This window comes from Micromonospora sp. NPDC047738 (assembly GCF_040642675.1).
Lineage (GTDB): Bacteria > Actinomycetota > Actinomycetes > Mycobacteriales > Micromonosporaceae > Micromonospora.
Map to the genome: position 1 here is coordinate 1 of NZ_JBEYSO010000013.1, position 14,785 is coordinate 14,785.

The window sequence follows — 14,785 nt, forward strand, 5'->3', positions numbered from 1 at the left end:
ACGGGCGGGCAGGGCCCACGACGGGGCTGGGGGCGACCGTGACCGGCGGAGGGATCAAGCCTGACCGCCCGGAGCCGGGCACGGTCGCCCCCAGCCCCCAAGCGGAGAGCAGGGATCAAGCCAGCCGGGCACGGTCGCCCCCAGCCTCAGCGGAGAGCAGGGGTCAAACCCGAAGCCCCTCACCCTCGCCCCCAGCCCCCAACAGCAACCAAGAAGCAACCGCGAGACGCGCAGCACCCGGCCGGTCAGAGTTCACGGCGGAGCGGGCGGCGGCAGTGGTAGACCAGGGCCGGCGGCAGGTTGGCCCAGACGGTCCGGCCCACGGTCACCTCGTCGAAGACACCGGTCAGCAGCCGGTGGAAGCGCCGGGCCGGGCGGGTCGGCAGGGCGTGGCGGTACGCGAAGGTGGTGAACACCCCGCCAACGTTGAGCGCCCCGACCACCGCGTCGAGGATCGCCCGTTGCCGTCCGGCCGGAAAGGCGGCCCAGGGCAGCCCGCTGACCACCACGTCGGCCGACACCAGCCGGCGTTCCGCCAGCAGTTTTCCGAGCGCGGCGGCGTCGGCGCGGACCACTTCGACGGCGGGGTGCCGGCGGGCCAGGCCGGTGGCGAACGTCGGGTTGAGTTCGACCGCCAGGTGGTGGCCGCGGCCGGCCAGCCGTCGCTGGATCGCCCGGGTGAACACTCCGGTCCCGGGGCCGAGCTCGACCACCAGCGGATGTCCCGCCCGCGGCACCGCGGCCGTGATGTCCCGGGCCAGCGTCGGCCCGCTGGGCAGCACCGCGCCGGTGGCGAGTGGGTGCCGGGCGAACTGGGTGAGGAAGGTCGGCGCGTCGCTGATCACGCTGGTCGACGCTAGGCGTGGGACGGCGGGGCAACCCTCGTGCCGGCGGCCGGCTTACCGGCCACCTGGAGGAGGTGCGGCGGCCGATGGGAGGGCCGCCGGCGGGACTGCTCCTCCGTATGGTTGGCCAGGTGACGGGTGGGTGGCGCGGCTGGTGGCGGGAGCTGCTGCTCGGGTTGGTCGCAGCCGGACTGGGCCTGGCCGGCAGCTGGATGGCCCGGGCCGGGGTGGCCCGCGAGGAGTGGGCGGCGGTCTTCGCGGTCCTCGCCGGGCTCGCCCTGGTGGCCGTACGGCGGTGGCCCTGGCCGGTGCTGCTCGCGGAGTCGGCGCTGATGGTCGTCGGCGGCGCGGTGACGCTGGCCGGTGGCGGCGTCCCGCAGCTCGCCGGGGCGGTCGCGCTGGGCTACGTCGCGTACTGGTGCGGCCGGTCGGCGACGGTGGCGGCGTACGCCCTCTACCTCGGGGCGACGCTGGTCGACGTCCTGTACCGGGGAAACGCGGGCGTCCTCTCCGGCGGCACGGGGGTGATCCGCCTGGTCATCCTGGCCGCGGTCGTCGCCGCGCCGGTGGCGTTCGGCCGGTACCTGCGCGGGGTGCGGCAGGCCGCAGCGGCGGCCGAGGAGCGGGCCCGGGAGGTGGAGGAGCGCCGCGCGGCGGAGACCCGGGCGGCCCGCCTCGCCGAGCGGGCGGGTATCGCCCGGGACCTGCACGACATCGTGGCCCACCACATCGCGGCGATCGCCCTGCGCGCCGGCGCGGCCCGGTACGCCGTGCAGCACACCGGCCGCACCGACGAGGCGGTGTCCGCCTTCGGCGAGCTGCGCGACACGGCCGGGCAGGTGCTGGACGAGCTGCGGGAGCTGCTGGAGGTGCTCCGGGACCCGGAGGCGGTCGAGCCGACCGACCCGCAGGTGGAGCCGGAGCAGCTGATCCGGGACGCCGCCCGGCGGGTCCGCGAGGCGGGCGTGGCGGTCCAGGTGACCGTGTCGTCCGCGCTGGCCGGGGTGCCGCTGGTGGTGGGGACGACGGCCGCGCGGGTGGTGCAGGAGGCACTGACCAACACCCTCAAGCACGCCGGGCCCGGGGCGATCGCCTCGGTGGACGTCCGGGGCGTAGACGGTGCGCTGCTGCTCGAGGTGCTGGACAGCGGGCCGGTGCGGCACCAGCTCGTCGAGCCGGACCGCGGCCGGCCGGGGCCGGCGCTGCCGGTGTCCGGGTACGGGTTGAGCGGGATGCGGGAGCGGGTCGGCCTGCTCGGTGGCACGCTCACCGCGACGGGCACGGAGGGTGGTGGCTGGCGGGTGCAGGCCCGGCTGCCGATCAGGGAGAACGCATGATCAGGGTGCTCGTGGTCGACGACCAGACGCTCGTCCGGGCCGGGGTCGGCCTGCTGCTGCGGACGGCCGGTGGTTTCGAGGTGGTGGGCGAGGCGGGGAACGGCCACGACGCGGTACGCCTCGCCGAGCGGCTGCGGCCGGACGTGATCCTCATGGACCTGCGGATGCCCCGGATGGACGGCATCGAGGCGACCCGGCGGATCCTGGACCGGCAGCCGTCCGCCCGGGTACTGGTGCTGACCACCTTCGCCGACGACGTCAACGTGTACGGGGCGCTCGGCGCTGGGGCGATCGGCTATCTGGTGAAGGACGGCGCCCCGGAGGAGCTGATCGACTCGGTACGCCGGGCGGCGCGGGGGGAGACCCTGCTGGCGCCGCCGGTGCTGGCCCGCGTACTGCGTCGGGCGCTCGCCGCCCACGACCGGGACCGGCGGCCGCACCCGGACCCGCGCGCGGCGGGCCTGCGGCTGCTCAGCCCCCGGGAGCGGGAGGTGCTGGCGCTGGTCGGTGCCGGGCTGTCGAACGCGGAGATCGGCGTGCGGCTGCACCTGGGGGTGACCACGGTGAAGACGCACGTGTCGGCCGCCATGGAGAAGCTGGAGCTGCGTAACCGGGTGCAGGCGGCGGTGCTGGCGCACCGGCTCGGCCTGGTCGACGACGACTTCAACCCCCTCCCGGGTGCCTCGGGAAACAGCCCGTAAGGGGGTCGCCGGCCACCTGGAGGATCCGGGCCGGCCGGTGGGAGGACGGCGGGGCCGCCCCGGCGCGGCACGCTGGTTGACGTGACCCTCCTGGATTCCCTGCTGGACCGGCTCGACACCCTGCCGCCGGGTTACGTGTTGCTGGCCGCCGCGGCGGTGCTCGCCGCCGAGGTGGGCCTGCTGGTCGGCCTGGTGCTGCCGGCCGCCACCACCATGCTGACGGTCGGCCTGCTGGCCCGGGCCGGTCGTCTCGACCTGGGCCTCGCGCTCGCCGTCACCACGCTCGCCGCGTTCGCCGGGGACCAGCTCGGCTACCTGGAGGGGCGGCTGCTCGGGCCCCGGCTGCGGCGCGGCCGGCTGGGCCGCTGGGTGGGGGAGCGCCGCTGGCAGCGCGCCGAGACCCTGGTCGCCGCGCGGGGCGGCCCGGCGGTGCTGCTCGGACGATGGACCGCGTTCGTCCGTACCCTGGTGCCCCGGGTCGCCGGGGCGGCCGGGCTGCGGTACCGCCGGTTCGTGCTCTTCGACGGCCTGGCGGTGGCGGTCTGGGTGCCGGGGACGGTGCTGCTCGGCTGGGCGGTCGGCGCGGCGCCGACGGCGCTGCCGGCCGCCGCGGGGGTGCTGGTCGCGGCGACGGTCGCCGCCGCGGTCGGCCACCGGGTACGCCGGGCGCGCCGCCCGGCCGGGCGGGCCTGTTCCGGTCCGGTCCGGGGAAGTCGCCAACGCGGCGGCCGGCGGGGTGGTTCCCGCCGGCCCGGCGCCGGCCACAGCGCGCCGGCCCGCCGGGGTGCCCTGTTCTGAACGCCGGGCCGGGGTGACCGGTCAGTCGGGTGCGGCGACCAGCTCCACCTCGTACCCCTGCCCGTCGGCCAGGTAGGCGGCGTACGTTCCGGGGCCGCCGGCGTGCGGGTGGCGATCCGGGAAGAGCAGCTCCCACCCGTGCCCGGGTGCGGCCGCGACCAGCCGCTCCACCGCGGCCGGCGGGCCGGCGTGGAAGGCCAGGTGGTTGAGGCCCGGCGCGAGCCGGTCGTGCACCCGTCCGGAGAGCGCGGGAGACTCCTCGATCACCAGGTACGTCGGGCCGAGCCGCCAGGAGCAGCCGGCCGGCCAGTCCTGGTACGACGTCCAGCCCAACTCGCCAAGGAGCCAGCCCCAGCTGTGTCTGGCGGCGGCGAGGTCGGGTACCCAGACCTCCACGTGGTGCAGGGTCCCGGCGGTCAGCGCTTCCCGCCCGGCACCCATAGCACATCTCCGTTCGGATTTGCCGTTCTTGACAGGATAAAGAGCAGATCGGAGAGCCGGTTGAGATACTTTGCCGGGAGCGTGCTGGTCCGGTCCGGATCATGCGCGATCAGGGCCCAGGCCGCCCGCTCGGCGCGCCGGGCGATGGTCCGTGCCACGTGCAGCAGCGCCGCGCCAGCGGTGCCACCGGGGAGGATGAAGGAGTCGAGCTTGCTCAGGCGCGCGTTGTACTCGTCGCACCAGCCCTCGAGGCGCTCGACGTACGCCTCGGTCACCCGCAGCGGCGGGTACGCCGGCTCCGGCTCCACAGGGGTCGCCAGGTCCGCCCCGACGTCGAACATGTCGTTCTGGATCGACCCGAGCACCGCCCGCAGCTCGTCGTCGAGCTGCCCGAGGGCGAGCGCGACGCCGATCGCGGCGTTGCACTCGTCCACGTCCGCGTACGCGGCGATCCGCGGATCGGTCTTCGGCACCTGCTCGTTGTTGCTCAGCCTGGTCATGCCGGCGTCGCCGGCCTTTGTGTAGATGCGCGTGAGGTGGACGGCCATGACGCACAGCCTACGGATACCGGACCTGACCATCCCGGCGCGGCCAGGCCAGGCCGGCTGGCCGGCCGGGGTCGGGCCGGGCGACGCCGGTGACCCGGCGGTCAACGACGTCGACGTCATCCGGGTGCTCGGTGAGGCCCGGCTGGCGGGCACGGTGCACGTGGTCGGTGCGAAGAACTCGGCGCTGAAGCTGATGGCCGCCGCGCTGCTCGCCCCCGGACGCAGCGTGATCACGAACGTGCCCCGGATCACCGACATCGCCATCATGGGGGAGGTGTTGCGCCGGCTGGGCTGCGGTGTCCGGTTCGCCGAGGACGACCCGGTCGACCCGATGGTGGCGCGGGGCGGGGTGGAGCGCTCCCGGTCGGTGGTCATCGACGTGCCGGAGCAGCCCGGCGCGGAGGCCGACTACGACCTGGTCCGCCGGCTGCGTGCGTCGATCTGCGTGCTCGGCCCGCTGCTGGCCCGGCGGGGGTACGTGCGGGTGGCCCATCCCGGCGGGGACGCCATCGGCTCGCGCGGCCTGGACATGCACATCTCCGGCCTGACCCGGATGGGTGCCGACATCTCCGGCGAGCACGGCTTCGTCATCGCCGAGGCCCCGGACGGCCTGCACGGCGCGGACATCGTGCTGGACTTCCCGAGCGTCGGCGCCACCGAGAATTTGGTGATGGCGGCGGTGCTGGCCGGCGGCACGACGACGATCGACAACGCCGCCCGGGAGCCGGAGATCGTCGACATCTGCACCATGCTGAACTGCATGGGCGCCCGGATCGAGGGGGCCGGCAGTTCGACCCTGCACATCGTCGGGGTGCCCGAGCTGCAGCCGGTGCGGCACGCCACGGTGGGCGACCGGATCGTCGCCGGCACCTGGGCGTTCGCCGCCGCGATGACCCGCGGGGACGTGACGGTGACCGGCATCGACCCGGCTTTCCTGGAGGTCGCGCTGGACAAGTTGGTCTCGGCCGGCGGCCTGGTGGAGACCCGGGCCGACGCCTTCCGGGTGCGCGTCGACGACCGCCCCGCGGCCGTCGACGTGGTGACCCTGCCGTTCCCGGGTTTCGCCACCGACCTGCTGCCGATGGCGATCGGGCTGGCCGCGGTGAGCGACGGGGCGTCCCTGATCACCGAGAACATCTTCGACGGCCGGTTCATGTTCGCCAACGAGATGATGCGGCTGGGCGCGGACATCAAGACCGACGGCCACCACGCCCTGGTGTGCGGCCGCGAGCGGCTCTCCGGCGCCCCGGTCCGCGCCACGGACATCCGGGCCGGCGCCGGCCTGATCATCGCCGGGCTCTGCGCCGAGGGGGTCACCGAGGTCTCCCACGTGCACCACGTCGACCGCGGCTATCCGGACTTCGTCGCCGACCTGCGGGCGCTCGGCGTGGAGGTGGACCGCGGCACCGCGCCCGAGGAGCCGGATCTCGCCATCTGACGGCTCGCACGGCGCTCGCTCGGCGGCGCCCGCGAGACCGACCGCCTCGCCCCGGCCCCGAAGACGTGCCTTAGCACTCGTTCAGGCTCGCCGACTAGGGTGCTGGCAGACACTCAATCAGGCGAGGGAGAAGCAGATGGCGGGTCGACTCGCGGTCGTCGGTGCTGGGCTGATGGGTTCGGGCATCGCCCAGGTCGCGGCGCAGGCGGGCTGGCAGGTGACGCTGCGGGACCTGGACGACGCGGCCACCAAGCGGGGTGTCGACGGCATCCGGAAGTCGCTGGAGAAGTTCGCCGAGAAGGGGAAGATCGAGGCGTCCGAGGTCGAGGCCACCCTGGCCCGGATCACCCCGACCACCGATCTGGAGGCGGCGGCCGACGCGGACATCGTGGTCGAGGCGGTCTTCGAGAAGATCGAGATCAAGCACGAGGTGTTCCGCGCGCTGGACAAGATCTGCAAGGCGGACGCGGTGCTGGCCACCAACACCTCGGCCATCCCGGTCACCCAGATCGCCACCGCCACCGAGCGCCCGGAGTCGGTCGTGGGCACCCACTTCTTCTCGCCGGTGCCGATGATGAAGCTCTGCGAGCTGGTCCGCGGCTACAAGACCAGCGACGAGACCCTGGCGACCGCGAAGGCGTTCGCCGAGGGGGTGGGCAAGACGGTGGTGGTGGTCAACCGGGACATCGCCGGCTTCGTCACCACCCGGCTGATCTGCGCGCTGGCCATGGAGGCGGTCAAGCTGGTCGAGTCCGGCGTGATTTCCGCCGAGGACCTGGACACCGCCTGCAAGCTGGGCTTCGGTCATGCCATGGGCCCGCTGGCCACGGTCGACCTGACCGGGGTGGACGTGCTGCTCAACGCCACGAAGAACATCTACACCGACACCGCGGACGAGAAGTTCTTCCCGCCGGAGCTGCTCCAGCGCATGGCGACCGCCGGCGACCTGGGCCGCAAGACCGGCCAGGGCTTCTACCCGTACTGAGTCGGGCGGAGGGCGCCCCCGGCCGAGGCGGCCGGGGGCGTCCCGCTCAGCCGTCGCGCTTGGTGGTCCACCGGAAGGTGGTCAGGCAGAGGACCAGGCCGATCACGCACCACAGCGCCAGCACCAGGGCGACCCGGCCCAGCTCGAACGAGCCGGCCGGCTCCTGGGCGCCGAAGCTGTCCGGCAGGAAGACGGCGCGCAGCCCCTGGCACATCCACTTGAGCGGGAAGAGCGCCGCGACCTGCTGCATCCAGCCCGGCAGGCCGGTGAAGACGAAGAACACGCCGGAGATGAACTGCAGGATCAGCGCCACGGGGGTGACCACCGCCGAGCCGCTGCGGGCGGTCCGCGCCAGCGACGAGATGGCGATGCCGCACAGGGTGCAGGCGGTGACCCCGAGGGCGGCGACCCAGCCGAAGGTCAGCCACCTGCCCGCCGTGCTGGGCAGGTGCAGATCGAAGAAGACGGCCGAGACGGCGAGCAGCAGCACGGTCTCGGCGACGCCGATCGCCACCACCATGAGCACCTTGCCGGCGAAGTAGACCCATTTCGGCATCGGGGTGCCCCGGTAGCGCTTGAGCACGCCCCGGTCCCGCTCGATCGGGATCCAGATGCCGAGGTTCTGGAAGCTCACCGTCATCAGCCCGGTCGCGATCATGCCGGTGACGAAGTACTGGGTGAACCGCACTCCGGGTGTGATCTCCCAGGTGAAGATCGAGGCGAAGATGGCAATCATCACGACCGGGAAGAGCATGGTGAAGACCACGGACTCCCGGCTGCGCAGGAACTGGGTGATCTCCAGCCGGCCCTGCCGCAGCGCCAGGGTGCCCGCACCCGGCCGACGCGCTCCGGGGGCGGCGGCGACCGGGGTCGCCGGCTTCGTGGTGGTCGTCATCAGTGTCCGATCATCCGCAGGTAGACGTCTTCCAGGGTCGGCCGGGTCACCGTGAGCCCGGGGACCTCGCCGCCGAAGCGCGCGGCCAGCTCCGCGACCAGCGCCGTCGGCGTCGCGGTCGCCGCGGTCTCCAGCGTTCCCTCCGGGGTACGCCAGGAGACGGTGGTCAGGGCCTCCTGCCGGTTGCCGAGCCGGTTCGGCGGGGCCACCTCGACCACCCGACCGGCGGCGATCACGCCGACCCGGTCCGCGAGGGCCTCGGCCTCGTCCAGGTAGTGCGTGGTCAGCACGATGGTGGTGCCGGCGGCGGCGAGGTCCCGGATCAGCTCCCAGAACTCGCGCCGGGCCTCCGGGTCGAAGCCGGTGGTGGGCTCGTCCAGGAACAGCAGTTCGGGGCGGCCGATGATGCCCAGCGCCACGTCCAGTCGGCGCTTCTGCCCGCCGGAGAGGGTGTGCGTACGGGCCTTGGCCTTGGCGCCCAGCCCGACCCGCTCGATGACCTTGTCCGGGTCGTCCGCGCCGGGGTAGAAGCCGGCGAAGTGCCGGACCACCTCGGCGACGGTCAACTCGTCGAACTCGCCGGTGCCCTGGAGCACGATGCCGACCCGCGAGCGCCAGTCGCGGGCCGGGTGTCGCGGGGCGCGCGAGGAGCGAGCTTGCGAGCCCCGCAGTCGCGACCCGGAGACGAGCTCAGGGTCGACGCCGAGCACCCGCACCTCGCCGGCGTCGCGCTGCCGGTAGCCCTCCAGGATCTCCACGGTGGTGGTCTTGCCGGCGCCGTTCGGGCCGAGCAGGGCGAACACCTCGCCCCGGTGGACGTCCAGGTCCACGCCGGCCACCGCGACGTTGTCGCCGTACGCCTTGCGCAGCCCCCGGACCGAGATCGCCAGCTCGTCTTCCATGACGTCCAGTGTGCGACTCCGGCACACCCACCGGCGGCGCGGGGGGTGGTGGTCTCGGACATGTCGCGCCGCTCGTGCCCGGTGGTCCGCTCCATGGACCTGTGTGGTTTTCCACAGCCCGTTTTACTGAACGGTAACTTAGACTCCGGCCATGGACGAGAAGGCTCCCTCGGGGCGGTTGCCGGAGCGCGACCGGCCCTGGGTGATGCGCACCTACGCCGGGCACTCCTCCGCCGCGGCCACCAACGCGCTCTTCCGCCGCAACCTGGCGAAGGGGCAGACCGGTCTCTCCGTCGCCTTCGACCTGCCCACCCAGACCGGGTACGACCCCGACCACGAGCTCGCCGCCGGTGAGGTGGGCCGGGTGGGGGTGCCCGTGGCGCACCTCGGCGACATGCGGGCGCTCTTCGAGGGCCTCCCGCTGGCCGAGCTGAACACCTCGATGACCATCAACGCGCCGGCCATGTGGCTGCTCGGCCTCTACGGCACGGTCGCCGCCGAGCAGGGCGCGGAGTTGGCCCGCTGCGCCGGCACCACCCAGAACGACATCATCAAGGAGTACCTGTCCCGCGGGACGTACATCTTCCCGCCGGCGGCGTCGCTGCGGCTGACCGCGGACGTCATCGCCTACACGCTGCGCGAGATGCCGAGGTGGAACCCGGTCAACATCTGCTCGTACCACCTGCAGGAGGCCGGGGCGACGCCGGTCCAGGAGGTCGGCTTCGCTTTGGCCACCGCGGTCGCCGTGCTCGATGCGGTGCGCGACGCCGGCCAGGTGCCCGCCGACCGGATGGGCGAGGTGGTGCAGCGGATCTCCTTCTTCGTCAACGCCGGGGTGCGCTTCGTCGAGGAGATCGCCAAGATGCGCGCGTTCGGCGCGCTCTGGGACGAGATCACCCGCGACCGGTACGGCGTGGCGAACCCGACGCAGCGCCGCTTCCGGTACGGCGTCCAGGTCAACTCCCTCGGCCTCACCGAGGCCCAGCCGGAGAACAACGTCCAGCGCATCGTGCTGGAGATGCTCGGCGTCACGCTCTCCCGGGACGCCCGGGCCCGCGCGGTACAGCTGCCCGCCTGGAACGAGGCGCTCGGCCTGCCCCGCCCCTGGGACCAGCAGTGGTCGCTGCGGATGCAGCAGGTGCTGGCGTACGAGTCGGACCTGCTGGAATACCCGGACCTCTTCGCCGGCTCGCACGTGATGACCGCGCTGGTCGACGACATCGTCGCCGGCGCCCGGGTCGAGCTGGCGAAGGTGCTGGAGATGGGCGGCGTGGTGGCCGCCGTGGAGACCGGCTACCTGAAGAGCGCGCTGGTGGCCTCGCTCGCCGACCGGTGGCGGCGGATGGAGGCCGGCACCGACGTGGTGGTCGGCGTCAACACGTTCACCGAGACCGAGCCGTCGCCGCTGACCGCGGCCGGCGCCGAGGCGATCGAACAGGTCGATCCCGCCGTCGAGGATGCCGCCGCGACCGCCGTACGCGCATGGCGGGCCGGCCGGGACGCGGCCGCGGCGGCCGCGGCACTGGCTCGGCTGCGCGCGGACGCCGCGACCACGACGAACCTGATGCCGGCGACGCTGGCGTGCGTGCGGGCCGGGGTGACCACCGGCGAGTGGGCCGGCGCGCTGCGCGAGGTTTTCGGCGAGTACCGGGCCCCGACCGGCCTCTCCGGCGCCGCCGGGTCGGGCGGGGACGCGGGGCTGGCGGGGGTCCGCGAGCGGGTCGCCGCGACGGCACGCGAACTGGGCAGCGGCCGGCTGCGGCTGCTGGTCGGCAAGCCCGGCCTGGACGGGCACTCCAACGGCGCCGAGCAGATCGCGGTACGCGCCCGCGACGCCGGCTTCGAGGTGATCTATCAGGGCATCCGGCTGACCGCCGGGCAGATCGTCGCCGCCGCGGTCGAGGAGGACGTGGACCTGGTCGGCCTGTCGGTGCTCTCCGGCTCGCACCTCGCCGCCGTGCCGGCGGTGCTGGACGGGCTACGCGTCGCCGGGCGGGGCGACCTGCCCGTGGTGGTCGGCGGCATCATCCCCGGCGGTGACGCGGCGGCGCTGCGGTCGGCCGGTGTGGCCCGAGTCTTCACCCCGAAGGATTTCGCGCTGACCGGCATCATCGACGACCTCGTCACCGTGATCCGCGAGGCCAACGGCCTGAGCTGAGAGAGCCCCTGGTCAACGCCTCGGGCACCTCCTCAGCCGGGCCGTGATCGACGCCGTGTCGGCGATATAGCGGTATCGCAGCGTGCCGGATACCGCCGGTTGCGCGATCTGGTGTGAATACCCGAGTCCTGGCTGGCGCCCGCCGCAGGAAGGATCAGACCCGGAACCCAGCCGCGCGGGCTGCCGCGCGTTCCCGACGCCGATCCTTGCGCCGCCGCAGGAACCAGCCGAAGAACAGCACGAACCCGAGCAGGAACGCCAGCACCAGCACCGGCAGCAGGATCGCCACCACCGACATCACCGCGCTCGTGGCGTCCTCGGCGGTGCTGGCAACCGGGGCGCCGAAGCCAGCGGTGGTCGCGTTGATGACCGGGCGGGCCGCCGACTTGAGCAGGTGCACGCCGAGCGCGATGAGGACGCCGACCACCACCGGCACCCACTGGTGCGAGGAGAAGAAGGTGTCCGGGTCGCTGACCGTGACGGTCTCCGAGCTGGAGCCGGCGCCGAAGGCCAGGCCGCCGGCGGTCGGCCGGACCACCGTCTGCACCACGTCGTTGACGTGGTCGACCACCGGCACCTTGTCGGCGACCACCTCGATGGTGAGCAGCACGGCGAGGATCAGGATGACCCAGCCGTTGCCCAGCCACTGCCACCCGCCGGGCAGGTCGACCAGGTCGGTGTAGCGCGCCAGCAGACCCATGAGGAGGAGCGGGATGTAGGCGTTCAGGCCGGCCGAGGCGGCGAGGCCGGAACCGGTGAGGACTTCGAGCACGATCTCAATATCGCACCGGTACGCCAGTGGCGCTCGCCGGCGGGCGTCGGGTGCTCGGCTACCCTCGTCGGGTGCGGTTGGTGATTGCGAAGTGCTCGGTGGACTACGTCGGACGGCTCTCGGCACACCTGCCGCCGGCCACCCGGCTGCTCATGGTGAAGGCGGACGGCTCGGTGTCGATCCACGCGGACGACCGGGCGTACAAGCCGTTGAACTGGATGAGCCCGCCGTGCCGGTTGGAGGAGGCCCCCGGCGTCTGGCGGGTGGTCAACAAGGCCGGCGAGGAGCTGCGCATCACCCTGGAGGAGATCTTCCAGGACACCTCGTACGAGCTGGGTGTCGACCCGGGCCTGCGTAAGGACGGTGTGGAGGCCCACCTGCAGGAGCTGCTGGCCGCCAACCCGGAGACCCTGGGCGAGGGCTTCACGCTGGTCCGGCGGGAGTACATGACCGCGATCGGCCCGGTCGACCTGCTCTGCCGGGACGCCAACCAGGGTGCGGTCGCGGTCGAGGTGAAGCGGCGCGGCGAGATCGACGGCGTGGAGCAACTCACCCGCTACCTGGAGCTGATGAACCGCGATCCGCTGCTGGCCCCGGTCGCCGGTGTGTTCGCCGCCCAGGAGATCAAGCCGCAGGCCCGGGTGCTCGCCACCGACCGCGGGATCCGCTGCGTCGTGGTCGACTACGACAAGCTGCGCGGCATCGAGCGCGACGAGCTGACCCTGTTCTGATTCCGGGTCCGCCGACCGTCAGCGGCCCCGGCCGTACCTCAGCTTGGCGGCCTTGACCAGGCGGGCGACGTCGGCCGGGGTGCGTTCGAAGGTCATCGACGGCAGCAGGGAGGGCCCCCGGCGGCGGGTGATCGCCTTGGCCCGGCCGAACTCGCGCAGCCCGTCCTCACCGTGGATCCGGCCGAAGCCGGAGTCGCCGACCCCGCCGAACGGCAGGGTGGACATGCCGGCGAAGGTGAGCGTCGAGTTGATCGCGGCCATCCCGGAGCGCAGCCGCCGCGCGACCGCCACCGCCCGCTTCCGGCCGAAGACCGAACCCCCGAGACCGTACGGGAGGGCGTTGGCCCGCTCGACGGCCTCGTCGACGTCGCGGACCCGGTTGACCGTCAGGGTCGGGCCGAAGGTCTCCTCGCGGACGGCGGCCGAGTCCTCCGGTACGTCCACCAGCACGGTCGGGTGCACGTACGGCGGTCGCACCGCCTCGGGGCCGCCGAGCACCGCCCGGCCGCCGCGGGCGACCGCGTCGTCGATGTGCCGGCGGATGATGTCGAGCTGGGCGGGCATGGTGATCGGGCCGATGTCGGCACCCTCCGGGCCGACGGTGAGCCGGCCGGCCTTCGCCACCACCTTGTCGAGGAAGGCGTCGTAGACCGGGTCGACGGCGTAGACCCGCTCGATGCCGATGCAGGTCTGGCCGGCGTTGGTCAGCGCGCCCCAGACGCATGCCTCGGCGGCGGCGTTTAGGTCGGCGTCGGCGTCCACGATCATCGCGTCCTTGCCGCCCGCCTCGAGCAGCACCGGGGTGAGGGTTTCGGCACAGGCCGCCATCACCTTCTTGGCGGTGGCGGTGGAGCCGGTGAAGGCGAGCTTGCCGACCCCGGAGCGGCACAGCGCGGCACCCACGTCGCCGAGCCCGTGCACGGCGGTGAGGACGGGCTGCTCCGGCACCACCTCGGCGAAGCGGTCCACCAGCCACTGCCCGACGGTCGGGGTGTACTCGCTCGGCTTGAACACCACCGCGTTGCCGGCGGCGAGGGCGTACGCGGCGGAGCCGATCGGGGTGAAGACGGGGTAGTTCCACGGGCCGATCACCCCGACCACCCCGTACGGCTGGTATTCGAGGTGTCCGGCGAACTCGGCGAGGATCAGCCGGGTGCGCACCCGGCGTGGCCCGAGCACCCGGCGGGCGTTGCGGGCGGCCCAGTCGATGTGCTCCAGCGCGGTGAGGATCTCGACGACCGCGTCGCCGACCGGCTTGCCGCCCTCGGCGTGCACCAGTTCGGCCAGTTCCTCGATCCGTCCGGCGAGGACGCCGCGCCAGCGCAGCAGCCGCTGCCGGCGGCCGGTGAAGCCCAGCCCGGCCCACCACTGACTGGCGGCGCGCGCCTGTTCGACCGCGTCCCGTACGTCCGCCGCGGTCGCCACCGGGAGCCGTCCGGCCTCAGCGCCGGTGGCCGGGCTGGTGGACACCAGCCGACCGTCCTCGATGATCGGGGTCCCCGGGACATGCACAGCCGTCATGGCCGAAGTCTAGACCCGAACGTTACTCGCCGGTAGGTCCGGCGTCCCGCGTGACCTGCCCCTGGCTGCGACGCCGGAAGTCCGGGGGATCGACGGACGTGACTGGTGAATGAAGCCGAAACGGCGAACGGAAGTTGACCGGCCGGGGTCGCGGGGGTGACCACCCGGTGGTGACGGCGATTACGGTGAGCTGGCAGGCTGACGCCGCAGGGCGACCGGAGGGGCGACTGTCAATGGAGGAACATCCGGAGCTGATGCCGCTTTTGACGGTGTCGGGTGGGGCGATGCGCGGACTCAGCTTCCGCGTCGGTCGGGACCCGCTGGTGATCGGCCGGGCGCCGAGCGCCCACATCGTGCTCGCCGACGCGCATCTGAGCCGGCGGCACGCCACGGTGCAGCTGACCCCCGAGGGGGCCTGGCTGACCGACCTCGGCTCGACCAACGGCACCTGGCTCAACGACCAGCGGATCAGCGGTAGCGTGCCGCTCTCCGACGGTGACGTGGTCCGGCTCGGCCGTACCGACCTGCGCTACTTCGACCCGGGCGTGGCCCGGACCGACCCGGTCGGGATGAGCTTCGGCCTCCCGGCCCCGAGCCACCGGCCGACCGTGCCGCTGCCCCGGCCGTCGGCCCCACGGGTGCCCGTGCCGCGCGAGGCCCGGTCGCTGCCGGTCGACGCGCACTCCTGACCACCGGGCCCGTCCACACCGGGG

15 protein-coding genes are annotated in these 14,785 nt (G+C 73.4%); 8 read left to right on the forward strand and 7 right to left on the reverse strand.

Annotated elements, in window-relative coordinates:
* Positions 1–245: 245 nt before the first annotated feature.
* Positions 246–845, reverse strand: coding sequence for a methyltransferase domain-containing protein (locus ABZ783_RS20895; protein WP_357440717.1), 600 nt, complete (start codon positions 843–845; stop codon positions 246–248).
* Between the two features lie 131 nt (positions 846–976).
* Between ABZ783_RS20895 and ABZ783_RS20900 the strand changes: the two genes are divergently transcribed.
* From ABZ783_RS20900 to ABZ783_RS20910, 3 genes are all read left to right on the forward strand, one after another.
* Positions 977–2,182, forward strand: a complete 1,206-nt coding sequence (locus ABZ783_RS20900) for a histidine kinase (protein WP_357440719.1) — start codon at positions 977–979, stop codon at positions 2,180–2,182.
* Positions 2,179–2,883 (forward strand): response regulator transcription factor, encoded by a 705-nt coding sequence (locus tag ABZ783_RS20905; protein WP_357440721.1) that lies wholly within the window; start codon positions 2,179–2,181, stop codon positions 2,881–2,883. Before ABZ783_RS20900 ends, ABZ783_RS20905 begins: the two co-directional genes overlap by 4 nt.
* An 81-nt stretch (positions 2,884–2,964) precedes the next feature.
* Positions 2,965–3,681, forward strand: a complete 717-nt coding sequence (locus ABZ783_RS20910) for a DedA family protein (protein ID WP_357440724.1) — start codon at positions 2,965–2,967, stop codon at positions 3,679–3,681.
* 21 nt (positions 3,682–3,702) lie between these two features.
* Here the strand turns inward: ABZ783_RS20910 and ABZ783_RS20915 are convergent, their stop codons facing one another.
* Positions 3,703–4,122: a VOC family protein gene (locus tag ABZ783_RS20915; RefSeq protein WP_357440725.1), complete on the reverse strand. Its 420-nt coding sequence runs from the start codon at positions 4,120–4,122 to the stop codon at positions 3,703–3,705.
* Positions 4,098–4,670, reverse strand: coding sequence for a cob(I)yrinic acid a,c-diamide adenosyltransferase (locus tag ABZ783_RS20920; protein WP_357440728.1), 573 nt, complete (start codon positions 4,668–4,670; stop codon positions 4,098–4,100). The genes ABZ783_RS20915 and ABZ783_RS20920 overlap by 25 nt, the downstream gene beginning before the upstream one ends.
* Here ABZ783_RS20920 and murA point away from each other — a divergent pair.
* Positions 4,669–6,108 carry a UDP-N-acetylglucosamine 1-carboxyvinyltransferase gene (gene murA, locus ABZ783_RS20925; RefSeq protein ID WP_357440734.1) on the forward strand — a complete coding sequence of 480 codons (1,440 nt, stop codon included), beginning with the start codon at positions 4,669–4,671 and terminating at the stop codon, positions 6,106–6,108. The two genes, ABZ783_RS20920 and murA, sit on opposite strands and share 2 nt — an antisense overlap.
* Before the next feature lie 136 nt (positions 6,109–6,244).
* Positions 6,245–7,093: a 3-hydroxyacyl-CoA dehydrogenase family protein gene (locus ABZ783_RS20930; protein WP_357440737.1), complete on the forward strand. Its 849-nt coding sequence runs from the start codon at positions 6,245–6,247 to the stop codon at positions 7,091–7,093.
* A gap of 46 nt (positions 7,094–7,139) precedes the next feature.
* Here ABZ783_RS20930 and ABZ783_RS20935 read toward each other — a convergent pair whose 3' ends face one another.
* Both ABZ783_RS20935 and ABZ783_RS20940 read right to left on the reverse strand, forming a co-directional pair.
* Entirely contained in the window at positions 7,140–7,988 is an 849-nt protein-coding gene (locus ABZ783_RS20935; protein ID WP_357440740.1) for an ABC transporter permease, read from the reverse strand.
* Complete coding sequence (locus ABZ783_RS20940) at positions 7,988–8,890, reverse strand: ABC transporter ATP-binding protein (RefSeq protein WP_357440742.1); 903 nt, start codon at positions 8,888–8,890, stop codon at positions 7,988–7,990. The genes ABZ783_RS20935 and ABZ783_RS20940 overlap by 1 nt, the downstream gene beginning before the upstream one ends.
* 151 nt (positions 8,891–9,041) lie before the next feature.
* Between ABZ783_RS20940 and ABZ783_RS20945 the strand changes: the two genes are divergently transcribed.
* Positions 9,042–11,048, forward strand: a complete 2,007-nt coding sequence (locus tag ABZ783_RS20945) for a protein meaA (protein WP_357440744.1) — start codon at positions 9,042–9,044, stop codon at positions 11,046–11,048.
* Positions 11,049–11,202: 154 nt separating this feature from the next.
* Here ABZ783_RS20945 and ABZ783_RS20950 read toward each other — a convergent pair whose 3' ends face one another.
* The gene (locus ABZ783_RS20950) at positions 11,203–11,820 is read right to left on the reverse strand and encodes a DUF4126 domain-containing protein (protein ID WP_073835941.1); all 618 of its coding nucleotides are present in this window, start codon (positions 11,818–11,820) and stop codon (positions 11,203–11,205) included.
* Positions 11,821–11,891: 71 nt separating this feature from the next.
* Here ABZ783_RS20950 and nucS point away from each other — a divergent pair, with 71 nt between their 5' ends.
* Positions 11,892–12,551, forward strand: a complete 660-nt coding sequence (gene nucS, locus ABZ783_RS20955; protein ID WP_076472317.1) for an endonuclease NucS — start codon at positions 11,892–11,894, stop codon at positions 12,549–12,551.
* A gap of 18 nt (positions 12,552–12,569) precedes the next feature.
* On the opposite strand, the gene ABZ783_RS20960 is transcribed toward nucS, so the two are convergent.
* The gene (locus ABZ783_RS20960; RefSeq protein WP_357440747.1) at positions 12,570–14,072 is read right to left on the reverse strand and encodes an aldehyde dehydrogenase family protein; all 1,503 of its coding nucleotides are present in this window, start codon (positions 14,070–14,072) and stop codon (positions 12,570–12,572) included.
* Positions 14,073–14,356: 284 nt separating this feature from the next.
* On the opposite strand from ABZ783_RS20960, the gene ABZ783_RS20965 reads away from it, so the two are divergent.
* On the forward strand, positions 14,357–14,761 hold the full coding sequence (locus ABZ783_RS20965) for an FHA domain-containing protein (protein ID WP_357440750.1): 405 nt from the start codon (positions 14,357–14,359) through the stop codon (positions 14,759–14,761).
* Positions 14,762–14,785: the final 24 nt, after the last annotated feature.

Bases quoted from the DNA above. Each gene is read 5' to 3' on its own strand.
- ABZ783_RS20905 (WP_357440721.1), top strand. From the start codon at position 2,179: ATGATCAGGGTGCTCGTGGTCGACGACCAGACGCTCGTCCGGGCCGGG.
- ABZ783_RS20915 (WP_357440725.1), bottom strand. From the start codon at position 4,122: ATGGGTGCCGGGCGGGAAGCGCTGACCGCCGGGACCCTGCACCACGTG.
- murA (WP_357440734.1), top strand. From the start codon at position 4,669: ATGACGCACAGCCTACGGATACCGGACCTGACCATCCCGGCGCGGCCA.
- ABZ783_RS20920 (WP_357440728.1), bottom strand. From the start codon at position 4,670: ATGGCCGTCCACCTCACGCGCATCTACACAAAGGCCGGCGACGCCGGC.
- ABZ783_RS20930 (WP_357440737.1), top strand. From the start codon at position 6,245: ATGGCGGGTCGACTCGCGGTCGTCGGTGCTGGGCTGATGGGTTCGGGC.
- ABZ783_RS20935 (WP_357440740.1), bottom strand. From the start codon at position 7,988: ATGACGACCACCACGAAGCCGGCGACCCCGGTCGCCGCCGCCCCCGGA.
- ABZ783_RS20940 (WP_357440742.1), bottom strand. From the start codon at position 8,890: ATGGAAGACGAGCTGGCGATCTCGGTCCGGGGGCTGCGCAAGGCGTAC.
- ABZ783_RS20945 (WP_357440744.1), top strand. From the start codon at position 9,042: ATGGACGAGAAGGCTCCCTCGGGGCGGTTGCCGGAGCGCGACCGGCCC.
- ABZ783_RS20960 (WP_357440747.1), bottom strand. From the start codon at position 14,072: ATGACGGCTGTGCATGTCCCGGGGACCCCGATCATCGAGGACGGTCGG.
- ABZ783_RS20965 (WP_357440750.1), top strand. From the start codon at position 14,357: ATGCGCGGACTCAGCTTCCGCGTCGGTCGGGACCCGCTGGTGATCGGC.